At 45.9% G+C, this 14,980-nt stretch carries 14 protein-coding genes and 1 riboswitch; of the genes, 7 read left to right on the top strand and 7 right to left on the bottom strand.

All coding sequences use genetic code 11. The features are described from left to right. Positions 1–11: 11 nt before the first annotated feature. The 3 genes from E5Y90_RS12765 (at position 12) to ftsW (ending at position 2,986) form a co-directional block, all read left to right on the top strand. Positions 12–260, top strand: a complete 249-nt coding sequence (locus tag E5Y90_RS12765; protein ID WP_174660378.1) for a DUF6587 family protein — start codon at positions 12–14, stop codon at positions 258–260. A gap of 162 nt (positions 261–422) precedes the next feature. Next, positions 423–1,769, top strand: a complete 1,347-nt coding sequence (murD, locus tag E5Y90_RS12760; RefSeq protein WP_174660377.1) for a UDP-N-acetylmuramoyl-L-alanine--D-glutamate ligase — start codon at positions 423–425, stop codon at positions 1,767–1,769. Between the two features lie 20 nt (positions 1,770–1,789). Continuing rightward, the gene (gene ftsW, locus E5Y90_RS12755) at positions 1,790–2,986 is read left to right on the top strand and encodes a putative lipid II flippase FtsW (RefSeq protein ID WP_151204042.1); all 1,197 of its coding nucleotides are present in this window, start codon (positions 1,790–1,792) and stop codon (positions 2,984–2,986) included. Here ftsW and E5Y90_RS12750 read toward each other — a convergent pair. The 7 genes from E5Y90_RS12750 to E5Y90_RS12720 all read right to left on the bottom strand — a co-directional run bounded on the left by E5Y90_RS12750 (position 2,975) and on the right by E5Y90_RS12720 (position 9,700). Continuing rightward, on the bottom strand, positions 2,975–3,235 hold the full coding sequence (locus tag E5Y90_RS12750) for a zinc ribbon domain-containing protein (protein WP_151206638.1): 261 nt from the start codon (positions 3,233–3,235) through the stop codon (positions 2,975–2,977). The genes ftsW and E5Y90_RS12750 overlap by 12 nt on opposite strands. 56 nt (positions 3,236–3,291) lie before the next feature. After that, positions 3,292–4,212, bottom strand: a complete 921-nt coding sequence (gene gluQRS, locus E5Y90_RS12745; RefSeq protein WP_174660608.1) for a tRNA glutamyl-Q(34) synthetase GluQRS — start codon at positions 4,210–4,212, stop codon at positions 3,292–3,294. Positions 4,213–4,214: 2 nt separating this feature from the next. After that, a complete protein-coding gene (dksA, locus tag E5Y90_RS12740) occupies positions 4,215–4,742 on the bottom strand; it encodes an RNA polymerase-binding protein DksA (protein WP_151204039.1) in 528 nt (175 codons plus the stop codon). A gap of 210 nt (positions 4,743–4,952) precedes the next feature. After that, a complete protein-coding gene (cpdA, locus tag E5Y90_RS12735; protein ID WP_174660376.1) occupies positions 4,953–5,768 on the bottom strand; it encodes a 3',5'-cyclic-AMP phosphodiesterase in 816 nt (271 codons plus the stop codon). Beyond that, the gene (locus E5Y90_RS12730) at positions 5,765–6,400 is read right to left on the bottom strand and encodes an NUDIX domain-containing protein (RefSeq protein ID WP_174660375.1); all 636 of its coding nucleotides are present in this window, start codon (positions 6,398–6,400) and stop codon (positions 5,765–5,767) included. The genes cpdA and E5Y90_RS12730 overlap by 4 nt, the downstream gene beginning before the upstream one ends. A 76-nt stretch (positions 6,401–6,476) precedes the next feature. Next, positions 6,477–8,354: a phosphomethylpyrimidine synthase ThiC gene (gene thiC / locus E5Y90_RS12725; protein ID WP_174660374.1), complete on the bottom strand. Its 1,878-nt coding sequence runs from the start codon at positions 8,352–8,354 to the stop codon at positions 6,477–6,479. Positions 8,355–8,442: 88 nt separating this feature from the next. Continuing rightward, a riboswitch (TPP riboswitch) is annotated at positions 8,443–8,572 on the bottom strand. A gap of 90 nt (positions 8,573–8,662) precedes the next feature. Then, a complete protein-coding gene (locus E5Y90_RS12720; RefSeq protein ID WP_174660373.1) occupies positions 8,663–9,700 on the bottom strand; it encodes a hypothetical protein in 1,038 nt (345 codons plus the stop codon). Between the two features lie 285 nt (positions 9,701–9,985). On the opposite strand from E5Y90_RS12720, the gene E5Y90_RS12715 reads away from it, so the two are divergent. From E5Y90_RS12715 to E5Y90_RS12700, 4 genes are all read left to right on the top strand, one after another. After that, positions 9,986–11,329, top strand: coding sequence for a TolC family outer membrane protein (locus E5Y90_RS12715; protein WP_174660372.1), 1,344 nt, complete (start codon positions 9,986–9,988; stop codon positions 11,327–11,329). A 121-nt stretch (positions 11,330–11,450) separates the two neighbouring features. Then, positions 11,451–12,170, top strand: a complete 720-nt coding sequence (gene phoU / locus E5Y90_RS12710) for a phosphate signaling complex protein PhoU (protein ID WP_174660371.1) — start codon at positions 11,451–11,453, stop codon at positions 12,168–12,170. Between the two features lie 380 nt (positions 12,171–12,550). Then, complete coding sequence (locus tag E5Y90_RS12705; protein ID WP_228723961.1) at positions 12,551–13,888, top strand: glycosyltransferase; 1,338 nt, start codon at positions 12,551–12,553, stop codon at positions 13,886–13,888. After that, positions 13,885–14,841: a hypothetical protein gene (locus E5Y90_RS12700; protein WP_174660370.1), complete on the top strand. Its 957-nt coding sequence runs from the start codon at positions 13,885–13,887 to the stop codon at positions 14,839–14,841. Before E5Y90_RS12705 ends, E5Y90_RS12700 begins: the two co-directional genes overlap by 4 nt. Positions 14,842–14,980: the final 139 nt, after the last annotated feature.

Genomic DNA, 14,980 nt, shown 5'->3' with positions numbered 1-14,980 from the left:
GGGAGACTGAAATGATTGAGATTTTAATTGTAGCGGTACTGGTGCTCTGGAGCACGCTGGTGGTGTTTAAGAAAGTATTTCCGAATACGTCGCGCTCGTTTTTTCAGAAACTGTCGGATGCCTGTGCAACCAAAGGCTGGGAACGTCTGGCCAAGTGGCTGCAACCTGCAATGGCCAGTGGTTGTGGCAACTGTGCCTGCCCGGTATCTGAACAAGCTAAGCACAACAAGCCTGATGCCCAGGCGGTCAAATGGAAATAAAGCCGCTATTGTTGTAGATTTCAAAAAACCGTCATGCGCATGACGGTTTTTTTACGCACTGACACAAAAAATACCGTAGAAAGTCAAAACAGAAAAAGCATTCAAAACAGCAAAGTGCTACCATTTCGTCAGTTTTAAAATAGACCAGAAAATGGGGCAAAAATGTTAATACAACGTGGTGGACTTAAAGTCGTTGCAGGACTCGGAATTTCAGGTGTTGCAGCCGTCAACTTCTTACATGGCCAAGGCTACCGCGTTGCAGTAACAGATTCGAGAACGACTCCGCCTGGGCATGACCAGATTCCGGCTGAGGTACAGACCAGCTTTGGTCATTTTGACCAGGAACTTTTACTGTCGGCTGAAGAAATCATTATCAGTCCGGGACTTGATCCAAAACTTGCGGAAATCCAGGCTGCAATTGCACAGGGTATTCCGGTGGTGAGTGAAATCCAGATTTTACGCCGTGCAACTAACAAGCCTATAGTAGCAATTACCGGCTCCAATGCAAAAAGTACCGTTACCACGCTGATTGGCCTCATGGCGGTCGATGCCGGTAAAAAGGTGGCCGTAGGAGGCAATCTTGGCCGTCCGGCATTGGACCTGATCAAAGATGATCCTGAGCTGTATATCCTTGAATTGTCCAGCTTCCAGCTTGAAACTACCTCCAATTTAAATGCTGAAGTGGCGGTGGTTTTAAATATGAGTGAAGATCATCTGGACCGTCATGGTGACATGATGGGCTATCACGCTGCCAAGCACCGTATTTTTCAAGGGGCAAAAAAAGTGGTGTTTAACCGCGATGATGCTTTGACGCGTCCGCTGGTTCCGGATACCACCCCCATGCAAAGTTTTGGCCTGAATGCACCCGATATGAATCAGTACGGTATTCTCAAAGAGACAGATGGCACCATCTGGCTGGCGCGTGGCCGTGAACGTTTGCTGAAAAGCTCCCAGATGTATCTGCAGGGAACACATAACATTGCCAATGCCTTGGCGTGTCTGGTTTTGGGGGAAGCGATCGGTCTGCCGCTGGAGAGCATGCTTGAAACGCTTAAAACCTTTAAAGGCTTAGAGCATCGCTGTGAGTTCGTCAAAGAGGTGCATGGGGTACGTTATTATAATGACTCTAAAGGCACCAATATTGGCGCCACGCAGGCTGCCCTAGACGGACTGGGGGCGGCGATTGAAGTTCAGGGCGGTAAAGTAGCCATCATTTTAGGGGGGCAAGGCAAAGGACAGGACTTTAAAGCCCTGCGAGATTCTTTATCCCAATATGCCAAGGTTGCGGTGCTGATTGGAGAAGATCGTCCTCTGATTGAAGATGCGATTGCCGGCACCACTGAGCTGCGACATGCTGATAATTTGCAGCAGGCGGTTGAAATCTGTCAAAAGCACACTCAGGCTCATGATGTCGTGTTATTGTCTCCTGCATGTGCAAGCTTTGACATGTTCTCGGGCTATCCGGAGCGTGGTCGCAAATTTGTAACCTATGTGAATGAACTCAATTAAGAATAATAAGGATTGGTGCTATGGCTGAGTTTGCTCAGACTACGATCAATAAATTAAACCGCTTATATGATCAGTGGGTGCCAAAACTGCCGGTAGATGTCAATGCACGGAATGTGCTGATTTTCTCGGTGCTGGCCTTGCTATGTATTGGCTCGATCATGGTGGCTTCCGCCTCGATGCCGTATGCCGAGCGTATTCATGAAAATGCCTTTCATTATGTGATCCGGCACGGGATTTCGATTGTTGCTGCGCTTGTGGCTGCCTATCTGGCTTATAAAGTCCCGCTAAAGATGTGGTTTAACAATACCTTCTTCTTGTGGATAGTCACCATTGTGCTGCTGGTCGCGGTACTTTTTATCGGGACTGAAGTCAATGGTTCCAAACGCTGGATCAGGCTGGCCGGCTTTACCTTGCAGGCCTCTGAAGTTGCCAAGGTCATGATGGCCATTTTTACAGCCGACTATGTGGTACGTCGTGCAGAAGAAGTTCGGAATAATATTAAAGGGCTGATTCGCTTGAGTGCCATCATGGGGGCCACGGTTGGTCTAATTATTCTGGAACCCGATCTTGGGGCAACGGTGGTGATTACCCTGACTATGCTGGGTGTCTTCTTTCTGGCGGGTGCGCCCTGGATTCAGTTTGGGGTGGCATTGATGACCTTGTTGGGGGTATTTGCCGTTGCAATTGCATGGGAGCCGTATCGTTTACAGCGTTTGCTGTCTTTCTCCAACCCTTGGGAAGATCCGCTCGGCACAGGTTATCAGCTGTCGAATGCCCTGATGGCATTTGGTCGCGGCGAATGGTCAGGCGTCGGCCTGGGTCATAGTATCCAGAAAATGTCGTATCTGCCTGAAGCACATACCGACTTTATGCTGGCAATTCTGGGTGAGGAATTTGGTTTTCTGGGCATTGCCACCATTCTGCTTTTATCCTTTACCATGCTGGTCTGTTGCATCCGGATCGGGCATCGTGCCTTGCAGCATCAGTATTTGCGTGCCGGTTATCTCGCCTATGGCATCAGTATTATTTTCCTGCTGCAAATTCTGGTCAATGCCGGGATGAATATGGGGCTGTTACCGACCAAAGGCTTGACCCTGCCATTTATCAGTTATGGTGGTTCATCTTTGATTATCTGTGCAGTGATGATTAGCTTGATTTTGAAAATTGACGCTACTACCCAGCAAGTCAATCCAAGCCGCGAAGAATCAAGCTTCTAGACTGGACTGACGCTGTGGATCAGGCTGGGCATGGTCAAGTACTGTGCTCGGCATGACCGTACCGCAATTCAAACAGCGTACAAAAGCACTTTTCGCTTTGGACAGCGGAATTAGGGGAATAAAAAACAGAGAAAAATAATTGCGCTGCTGCTTTAGTTCATAGGCTGAGCGCGTGCGGCAGACCGGGCAGAGAAACTGGTTTTTCTCAATTACCTTGGTTTTCGGTCCTATCCCAAAAATAAAAAACATCCTGATCTTCCTCTTTGAGCTTTGTTCTTGTTGTTAGCTTAAGTCAAACCTGATTTTTATACATAGTGACCTTGTAGCTGTGTTGTATGAGGAATTTGTGCAATATCCCACTGGGCCACGGCCTGCTCCAGCATACGTGCAGGGCGGTCCATGTCAACCGGCAGCTGACCCAAGGCTTGAAGTGCCTGTTTCAAGAGCAGGGGAGCCTGCTGGAGATTCAGTGCTTGTGCCAGATTTTGCTTGGACAGTTTCTGCCCCTGATCATTCATGGCTAAAGGCAGATGCAGATAGCTCAAGCGCGGATAGCCCAGTAACTGCCCCAGATAAATCTGGCGTTCGGTGTTGTCTAACAGATCAGCACCACGCACCACATGGGTCATGCCTTGCAGATAATCGTCCACCACCACAGCCAGTTGATAGTTGATAATCCCGTCACGGCGTTTCAGGACAAAGTCCCCGAGGTCCTTTTTTAGTTCTGAACAGTGCCGGCCTTGTAGACGGTCGTCAAAGCAGATGGTGACATCTTCAACCTTGAGGCGGATTGCCTGATGCTCAAAGGCCAGGTTTAAATGACGACAGGTATCCTGATAGATATGGTTGGAGCCGAGCATTTTACGGGTGCATTGGCAGGCATAAACCTGTCCTTGCTGACGGAGCTGCTGAATGACTTTTTCATAAAGCTTGAGACGATCTTTCTGAAAAATGATGTCGCTATCTGGCTCAAATTCAAAAGCGTCCAGCGCGCGCAGGATATGCGCTTCACTGCCCGGATAAATACGCGGAATGTCGGTATCTTCAATCCGCACCAGCCAGCGGCCCTGATGGGCTTTGGCATCACAATAGCTGGCCACCGCTGTAATAAGGGAACCAAAATGCAAAGGGCCGGTTGGCGATGGCGCGAACCGGCCCACATAAGCCATCCTGTTATCCCCCTCCTTGCTTAAGGGAGGGGTTAGGGGAGGATTATTGGAGAGCATCATTAACCGTTGTTTTGCTTCTCTTTGATTTCTGCCAGAGTTTTGCAGTCAATACATAAAGTTGCAGTTGGACGGGCTTCCAGACGGCGTAAACCGATTTCGATACCGCAAGTTTCGCAGAAACCGTAGTCATCGTTCTGGATCGCTTCAATCGACTGTTCGATTTTGCGGATCAGCTTACGTTCGCGGTCACGGGTACGCAGCTCGATTGCAAACTCTTCTTCTTGCGTTGCGCGGTCATTCACATCAGGAAGGGCCGTATTTTCATCCTGCATGGTATTTAAAGTACGGTCAACTTCTGACATCAGCTCAGCTTTCCATGCCATCAAAATTTGACGGAAGTGTCCAAGCTGGCCTTCAGACATATATTCTTCATTTTTTTTAGGTTGATAAGGTTCAATACCAAATAAGCTAGCAGTAGAACCACCCTCAGTCGTTTTCGGCTTAGATTTACGTACTCGCTTGGTAGCTTTCCCTTCTACAAGATCGGTTTGTTGGTCTAAGACTTGATTTTGGTTGTCATTCGCCATTTAGGGCATTCCTCATCATATGCGTATATACGTACGCAAAAAATATGGTGATATGCAATTTTTTATCCACCCTGAAGAAGGATTATCCTTCTATGGGGGTCGTCATCATATAGACTTTTTATACGCTTTAATAGTCTTTGATGTATGGATTATAACTATCACACTTCCTTCGGTTGCATTAAGGTAAAGCAAAAAAATTAAATTGGAAAGTTAATAACCTGAAATTTCAGTATTAATATTTTGCTCACTGAAGGCAATCCGCTGCACATGGGTCTCAAACCCGCCATTCTGGTACAAATGTACTACCCGATAGCCCGGTGCGGCCTGATCTAGTGCAAAATTTTCACTTCTGGGTTTGAACTGCACACTGGTGGAGGGCGCCGATAAAAAAGCTACGCCTTGCCACGCATGACAGGAGTCCTGATGCACATGGCCAAACAGTACCAGTTTGACATTTTGATGGCGGGCAATCACCTGTTTCAGACTATCTGCATTTTTCAGACGGTGCTGGTCTATCCAGCGCGATTGCATGGCAAAAGGATGATGATGACAGGCAATTACAATATGTTGCCTCCGATGCTCGGTTAGAAGTTGATCCAGCTGATCCAGCTGGGCCTGCTCAATCCAGCCATCCACCTGATCTGCCACGGCACTGTTTAATAGGATCAGGGACCATGTTCCCAGACGGATGGCATGGGCCTCATCTGTATTACGGTAAAACGGAAAATAGCGGGCATCATCATGATTGCCTGGAATCTGGTAATATGGCACATTCAGGGCCTGAATCGACTGAAGATAGCGGGCATAGGTGTCTGCGACCGGCACCTGAGCCAAGTCACCAGTATGAATCAAGGCATCCATTTGTGGAAAATGGGTTTGGATATGTTGCATGACCTGCTGGAAGCTGTACTCCGGATTAATCTGGGCAAAGCTCAGGTCTGGCTGGTCCATTAAATGGGTGTCGGTAATCTGGATCAGGGTCCAGTCTTGTACGCTTTCACTCTCAAATTGGGCTAGATTTTTCATGTCTGCCCCCTTAAATATATCTGGGCAGTATGGATATGCATTTGCAGCCATTGTAAGGCCATAATGACTGGGGCATTTTTTAAGCGGCCATTGCTGAGCAATTCGGCAAGATCTGTATAGTCCAGAATGTGCAGCTGGATATTTTCTCCTTCATCCGGCATACCGAAAATACCGCCCTTTTCAGGCAGCATACTTTCAGCTACATACAAATGAAACAGCTCAGAACAGGCCCCGGCAGAAGGATAGAAGCTAAAAATATGTTGTAAATGCTCAATACTACAGCCTGATTCTTCCAGTGCTTCACGGCGAATACACTGTTCTGGCGCTTCATCACCATCGAGTACGCCGGCAATGATTTCCAGTTGCCAAGGCGAATCGGCATCATCCAGCCCACCAATACGAAACTGTTCGATCAGGGCAAATTTTTGTTGCTGGTCGTTATAAATCAGGACACCCGCGGCTTCTGGGCGATGAATCAGCTCACGCTGCAAAACTGGTGTCTGGGCTGCTTGATGAAAAAGGCGATGGCGCAGGCTGACTTTTTCAACCTGAATAAATCCCCGATATAAAAATTCCCGCGCTTCTATACTAAAATCGTTTTTATTGTAAGAAGCCTGTTTAATAATATTCATAAGCTCAGAAAAGATGAAATACTTACGTTTTCATCCTATCTGAGATTTTTATGAAGACAACTGTTTTTTTTGAAGTTTATAGCTTGTGGTATAGTTTTTGACCAGTGCTGTGGAACTCATTTTTCATCTGGGTCATTCCAGACTCAATCTCTGCTTGGCCAGCTGCTTGCTGACTGGCATAGTCACGAACATTCTGGGTGATTTTCATTGAACAGAACTTTGGACCACACATTGAGCAGAAATGCGCTGATTTATGCGCCTGTTTGGGCATGGTTTCATCATGCATACTGCGCGCGGTATCCGGATCCAGACTCAGGTTAAACTGATCTTCCCAACGGAATTCAAAACGTGCCTTGGACAAGGCATTATCGCGGGCTTGAGCACCTGGATGACCTTTGGCCAGATCGGCTGCATGCGCTGCAATCTTGTAGGTAATAATGCCATCTTTGACATCTTTCTTGTTCGGCAGGCCCAAATGCTCTTTGGGGGTCACATAGCACAGCATGGCCGTACCGTACCAGCCAATCATGGCCGCGCCAATTGCTGAGGTAATATGGTCATAGCCTGGCGCAATATCGGTGGTTAAAGGCCCTAAGGTATAAAAAGGCGCTTCTTTACAGACTTCGAGCTGCAGGTCCATATTCTCCTTGATCATATGCATAGGAACATGACCCGGGCCTTCAATCATGACCTGTACATCATGTTTCCAGGCACGGTGAGTCAGCTCTCCCAAGGTTCTCAGCTCGGCAAATTGAGCTTCGTCATTGGCATCTTGAATACAACCAGGGCGCAGGCCATCTCCCAGACTAAAGGAGACATCATAGGCCTTCATGATTTCACAGATCTCATCGAAATGGGTATATAGGAAGTTTTCCTGATGATGGGCCAGACACCACCGCGCCATGATTGAACCGCCACGAGATACGATACCGGTTAAGCGATTCGCCGTCAGCGGTACATATCTCAAAAGCACGCCAGCATGAATGGTGAAATAGTCCACACCCTGTTCGGCTTGTTCAATCAGGGTATCTTTAAAGATCTCCCAAGTCAGGTCTTCAGCCACGCCGTTGACTTTTTCCAGTGCCTGATAGATTGGTACGGTGCCGATCGGCACCGGAGAGTTACGGATAATCCACTCGCGGGTTTCATGGATATTCTGTCCGGTGGACAGGTCCATAATCGTATCTGCCCCCCAGCGTGTTGCCCAGGTCATTTTCGAGACTTCTTCTTCAATACTCGAACCGAGTGCAGAGTTACCGATATTGGCATTGATTTTCACCAAAAAATTGCGTCCGATAATCATCGGCTCGAGTTCCGGGTGATTAATATTGGCTGGAATGATTGCACGGCCTTCCGCCACTTCTTGACGGACAAACTCCGGAGTAATTTCGGTGAGATTTTTTGCTCCAAAGTTTTGTCCCGGATGCTGGCGCATATCCACGCCTTCAAGCTGACGCAGATTTTCCCGAATCGCGATATATTCCATTTCCGGCGTAATGATGCCCTGTTTGGCATAATGCATCTGGGTCACGTTCTGGCCAGCTTTGGCACGGCGCGGTTTTTGAATATGGGCAAAACGGATTTCGGCTGTGCGGATGTCACGCAAACGCTGGCGGCCAAATTCAGAACTGAGCTGATCCAGCACTTCTGTATCATTACGCTGCTTGATCCATGGTTCACGTACATTTGGCAAGCCTTTATTCAGATCAATCGCCACATTGGGATCTGTGTAAACACCCGAGGTGTCATACACCATCAAAGGGGGATTACTTTCATTGCCAGTACGGGTTGGGGTTTCACTTAAAGAGATTTCCCGCATGGGAACTTGAATATCGGGACGTGAACCTTGTAAATAGACTTTACGTGATGCTGGCAGAATACGGGTCAGGTCGCGAGCTTCCTGTTCATGCTGGCTTAGGGGAGTTTCAGAAGAAAGATTCGTTAACTGGTTCATTGTCATGATCCTTATGAATGACATCAACGAATCAAGCACGACCAAAAACGTGGGCGGTATTATCCTGTGCAGGATAAAAAAGGCTGGGGTTTTTAGATGGCTTGATTCCTACGCAGGTTTTAACCTGATCAGGTTCAACGGTACTCATGTTCACTGCCAGTCAAGGATTGGCATTACATGATCTCAGCGAGGGACTACTCGCGCTCCGTCAAGCGAAGCTTAATCTTAGCGCAGTTGGCGTCTAAAAAGTAGCTTTAAATCAATGGCTGCAACTTTGAACAACAGAAGCTATTTTTGTGCAACCGACCCTAAAGACAAATAGCATCTCGAAAGCAGTTTTTTTCATAATTCTGCGAGGGCGGGCTGATCTGGGCATAATATAAAATCTGTTCGGCCTCGGAACGGTTACGAAAGTTTTCCGGCAGCGCCTGCTGACGCTGTTCAGGACTCATGTCTAAAAACTCCAGAAATAATCGTGCCTGCGTAGACAGCGTCGATTTCTGACCACGTGACAAACCGATAATGGTTTCCAGATGACTGGTATCCACGCTATAACGGTCCCGATAATCTGCAGACACTGGAGAGGCTTCAGTGCCGCGGAACAAGAAGTAGGTATATTGTTTAAGGAGGTATTTCGCGTCCTGTGTATAGCTGCTCTGCGGGTAGGTCTGGAGATAGTCTTCCCAGAACAGGCCACGTGCGGCAATATCTGCTGCCTCAATCTGGAGCCGGTTGTTGATCAGGACCGGTTCGGCATTCTGTTCTGCCAGATTCTCAATAAAGGTTTTTTCAGGCGCCGGTAAATAAGGGGCAAAAATACGCGCCAGATATTCCGGACTGCGGCGATAATGCAGCTGACCATCTCCAAGATCCAGCAATTCTACATAGGCTTGCCCTTTATGTTTTAACAGGTACTGGTCACGCGAGGTCAGCTGTTCAAAATGACTCTGCTGAATGGTTGGATGTTGAGCCATTTCCAGGGAATATTGCTCAAAGGCCCGTTGCTGGAATTCGCTACGTTCAACATTTAAAAAGCGCTGATACATCTCGGTTGAATGTTGCATCAGGTGTTTCTGCTCGGCCAGTTCCATCAGTGGCAGACACACTTTCAGGTCCTGATTAATCTGCTCCAGCGCAAAGGTGGTGCGCTGATCATTAATCTGGGCCATATTTTTTTCAATATTCTGGCACATGAGCGTAAAATCATGTTCTGGACTCAGCGTGGCTTTAAGCTCCGCCTGTTCAATTTCAAGCTGCGGTTCTGAAGGCTGCTGACATGCTCCTACGAACAGCAAACTGCTCAAAACTAAACCATATTTGAATATTGACTGGAATCGCGTTAACACTATGTTTACGTACTCTTTGCGGTGAAAATCAGAAATGACTGCTTTAGCGGGAATTCTATTGTATAGATCAAATTAAAATACTATGTTTAGTATTGTGAACGGCTTTGTTAAGCGGATGTGAAGGATTCTGAAAGTTGAAGGAATCTTGAATAAAATCGTCGTTCTATATTAAAAACTTAATAAAAGTTATACGTAATCATTCAAAAGAAATCTTTAGTATTCTGGGGAACAGAAAGGCCTGGAATTGGATAATTTTAAGGGCGGTTAGGGGTAAAGACGAATAAAATGAAATTAAAACTCATTGTGAGTGCCTGTTTATGCTGTGCAAGTTTCGAGCTGTGGGCACTGGATTTACTTGATGCCTATCAGCGCGCCCAGCACAATGATCCCAACTGGCAGGCCAATGTCTTGCAGTATCAGGCCGATCAGCTGAATCTCGGAATTGCTAGCGGGAATTTACTGCCGACTGTCACGCTTTCAGGCAATCTCAGCCGTAAAAACCAGTCTGTTAATCACTCGCAGATTGAGGGGCTTCCCGCTAATTTTGGCGAGTTACAGGGGGCTAGTACCACCAGCCGCCAGATTGCAGTTACTGCACGGCAGCCTTTATTTCGCTGGGATGCCTGGCAGGGTTATAAGCAGGTCAAAACCTCGGTAGAGCTGAGTGAAGTCAATTTACGCCTGCAAAAACAGCAGCATATTTTACAGGTCGCTGAAGCCTATTTTAATGTCCTGCGCCAACAATCCCTGACCATGGCCTATTTGCAGGAAGAACAGGCTCTGTTAGAACAGTTGGGCATCATGACGGCCAAGCTCAAAGAGGGGCTGGTGGCCCGCAGTGATGTCAGTGAAGCCAATGCCCAATATCAGAGTGCCCAGGCCAACCGGATTTCAACCCAGGTACAGCTGGTGCTGGCTCAGGAACAGCTGGCTCAACTGATTGGGCCTTATCGCGAGAATCTGGCTGTGTTGCGGGAAGATTTCCAGTTCCAGAAGCCCATTCCGGAGAGCATTGATGCCTGGATTGATCTGGCTCAGCACCAGAACCTGGGAATTCTGCAAGCGCGTCTGCAAAAACGTTATTCTGAAGATGCCAAGCGGGTAGAACAGGCAGCCCTTTATCCGCAAGTCGAGGCGGTGGGAACTTATGGTTATTTAAAACAAACCCCTGAAACTGTGCTGTCGAGCAATGGCGATTTTGACCAGATCGGCATAGAAGTAAACTGGAATCTGTTTAGCGGTGGCCGTACCCAGAAAAGCATCCGCCAGGCCAGTGTCAATGTACAGAAAAATGCCTCCCAGCTGGAGGCTGCCATGCGTAAGGCCCATACCGAGGTGAAGCAGTCTTATTTACAGGTAGAAACCGATCAGGCCAAACTCAAGGCCCGTCAGGCTGCGATGGAGTCCTCGGAAATGGTCTCACGCGCATCCCGTGCCCAATATGAGGAAGGCTTAAAAGCCATGGTCGATATTTTACTGGCCCAGCGTAATGCTTTCTCGGCCAAAACCGATTATCTGAATGCTAAATATGACTATGTGCTGCATGTCCTGCAATTACAGGCATCGGTCGGGCAACTGACAGAAAAACAACTGGCAGAAATCAATGCTTGGTTGGTGGAGTATCCTTAGGCTCTGTTGATATGGCATAAATACCTGGCTTTTTGATTTGTCATCAAACTTTCATCAAAGATATGCTTTAATATTGATCCATTAACGATCACTGTTGTGTGCTGTTCAGGAGTAAATATCCTTGAGTCCAAATAATCCTGTTTTAAGTCATCACATTTCTTCGCAATTTAATGAGGATTTGCAGGATGTGAATACCAAATTCATGACCATGGGCGGAATGGTAGAGCAACAGGTGGCCAATGCGATTCATGCTTTGCTGGATACAGATGCCGCGATGGCTATTGATGTCCAGTTTCAGGACAATGTGGTCAATCGTCTGGAAAGTGAAATTGATGAAGCGCTGACCCTGATTCTGGCACGCCGTCATCCTGCGGCAATTGACCTGCGTATGGTGATTGCCATGTCCAAGGCCAATACCGACCTTGAGCGTATTGGAGATGAGGCTGCAAAGATTGCCCGTATTGCCCAAAGCTTATGTGAAGAAGGCGGCTCACCACGTGGTTATATGGAAACCCGGCACATTGGTAATCAGGTGCGTGTTATGATTCATGATGCATTAGATGCGTTTGCACGGCTGGATGTCGATCAGGCCCTGCGAGTGATGCTGGCGGATGGGGATATTGATCGTGAATATCAGTCCGCAACGCGTACCCTGATGACCTATATGATCGAAGATCCGCGACATATTAGTCGGGTAATTAATGTTTTATGGGTATTACGCTCACTGGAACGAATTGGTGATCATGCGCGCAATATTTCAGAGCAGGTCATTTATATGGTCAAAGGCTTTGACGTACGCCATGCCAGTGTCGAAGAAGTTGAGCAAAGAGTTCAGCAGTAGTTGCTGGAATAATTAAAACAAAAAGCCTGCAAGTTGCGGGCTTTTTTGTTGGCTTGAGAAAGATTTTTTATTGAATTAAACCATTGAATAGTTTTAAGAATAATAAAGAATATTTTTACAATAAATTACAATTTAAAGTAATAGTTATGAATTTTTTAAAAAATTGCGACACAGTTGTCAAAAAATATACAAAACCAATATATAATTATAAAAAATGCAGGTTTTTTTACATTAAGTGAAGTCCTTTCTAAAAATAGTGGTGAACTGTATGTATTGACAGATATGGATATCTAACAATTGATGAGGTGTTTCAGCAAGCGTTCTTTATTTCAGATAAACCTGCACGATTTATATGAAATGTCACATTAAAGAGAATTTTCATGAGTATTGATAAAAGCAAAATAGAAGACTCTCGAATCTATTTTTCTGTACGCTTAAAGTTTGTCATAGCATTTATTGGCGCTTGTTGCTGGACAGCCTTTTCAATTTGGATTTCCCAGAACTGGATGTATGATCTTAGCGAATATATTGGTTATTTTGCGGCTGTTTTCCTGATCTATGGTATTGCCATTATTCCTGGATTTATGAATTCATTTGCGGCTTTCAGTCTAATGATGGATCAAAGACCCAAGAGGCAACCTTTGGTTTCTTATCCTGGTATTACCATACTGGTTGCTGCCTATAATGAAGCCGCCTCAATCAAGGATACCTTGGTCAGTATCGGCCTGCAGAACTACCCGGGTGAATTGCAGGTGATTGTCATTAATGATGGTTCACAGGATGAAACTGCAGAAATTGTCAGAAATGCCCAGCTAAAATTTACTTGGCTTACTTTACTGGATTTACCGCAAAATGCGGGCAAGGCGCATGCTTTAAATGAAGGACTAAAGCTGACTCAGCATGATTTAGTAATTACAGTTGATGCGGATTCTTATCTACATCGCATTGCCTTAATCAATCTAGTTGAACGCTATATGGCCGACCCACCGAACACACGTGCGGTTGCGGGTAAAATTCTGGTACGCAACTCTCGTGAAAACGTGTTAACCAAAACCCAGGAGTGGGATTATTTTCTCGGTATTGCAGCAACTAAACGTATGCAATCCTTATATCAGGGCACCTTAGTGGCCCAAGGTGCCTTCTCTATTTATGATCGTAATGCCTTGGTTGAAGTGGGGGGATGGCCCGAATGTGTGGGCGAAGACATTGTACTGACTTGGGCATTATTAAACGCAGGCTATCGTGTCGGACATTGTGAGGATGCCTGTCTATTTACCAATGCCCCGACCACACTGAAGGTGTTTGTTAAACAGCGTCAGCGTTGGGCACGTGGCATGATTGAAGCTTTCATTCAACATCCAAGTATTTTAATTAAACCGAGATTATCCACATTTTTTATTTACTGGAATCTATTTTTTCCCTGGTTAGATATCGCTTTTACTTTTGGCTTTATACCGGGACTCATTTTGGCGTGTTTTGGACACTATTGGATCGTAGGTATCATGACTTTGGTATTATTACCTATGGCATTTCTGCTCGGTCTATTAAATTACTCGATAGAACGCAGAATGTTTAACGACCTAGAACTTAAAGTTCGTAAAAACTTCATTGGCTTCTTATTGTATGTCATTACATACAGTTTCTTACTACAGCCTGCCAGTATTTTAGGGTATCTGGATGAGGTACTGAGAACACGAAAAACATGGGGAACAAAATGAAAAATAAAAAAATTGGTATCTATGTAATTGTTCCTGTATTCATTAGTATGAGTACAAGTAGCCTAGCCAATGAAGTAAAGGTGAATCCCGCTCCAATTGAACGTGCGCTTGGTACAGAGTTCTTTTTAAGTGATGATAGCGAAGGTTTTCAAACCCGAAAATTATCAGCGGAATTTTTGCCTCAATATGAGCATGCTGATCATTATCTAGGGGTACGTGCCAGTGCTTATCAGTATAAAGCTGATAACTGGAGTCGAGATGGCCAAAAGATCTCTTTTATCGGACGTAGTATTGATTCTGCTACAGCGAACGGTTGGGCTTTGGAAGCAGGTATATTTGATCAAGGTGATCATGCCTTATTCACTTTCGATGGCAGTTATCGTATGCCACTGGCAGAAAAGACGGCATTCGAAATTTTTGCCAATCGGGATTGGGTTGAAACGCAAGCAGCTTTGAGTCAGGGGACAAATTTTACATTTGTAGGTGCTGCACTGGATCAAGGTTTAGGTGAGCATGTCACCGTCGTAGGTGTCGCAGGGACACAATTTTTTTCAGACGATAACCGTCGTGATCATGGTCGTATCAGACTGATCTATCAGCCCTCTCTAGACTTGGGGTTAACGCTTCAAGCTCGGTACCGTACTTACCAGAGTAGTGAAGAGGATGCAGGAAGAGAGTATTTCAACCCTCAGGATTATCAAGAATCGATGTTAGCCTTAGGTTGGCGTCAGCGTTTTTCCGGATGGTCAGCAGGTTTCACCGCTGGTTTTGGACGTGAAAAAATCAATCAGGATTTAAGTCAATCCACCCGGTTATTCGAGCTGAATTTGCAAAGTCCTGTCCATGGTGCACAATTTCTACGTATGAATGCCGGATACAACCGCAGTGCTTCATTCTATGGACCAGATTATGATTATCGTTATATCAGGGGCGAGTGGGTCGTACAGTTCTGAAAAAAACTAATAAAAATCTATTTATTTAAAGGACATTGGGAATGCTTGGATATAGTCCAAATCTTCCCGATTCTCTTGCTAGATATGCCGAGTTAAAAATTGTGAATCCAATATTTTGATCTTATTAATAAAAAATTAT

The sequence above is a fragment of the Acinetobacter sp. 10FS3-1 genome, assembly GCF_013343215.1.
In the GTDB taxonomy this organism is placed as follows: Bacteria; Pseudomonadota; Gammaproteobacteria; order Pseudomonadales; family Moraxellaceae; genus Acinetobacter; species Acinetobacter lwoffii_C.
This window is presented reverse-complemented; position numbering and strand designations above follow the sequence as displayed.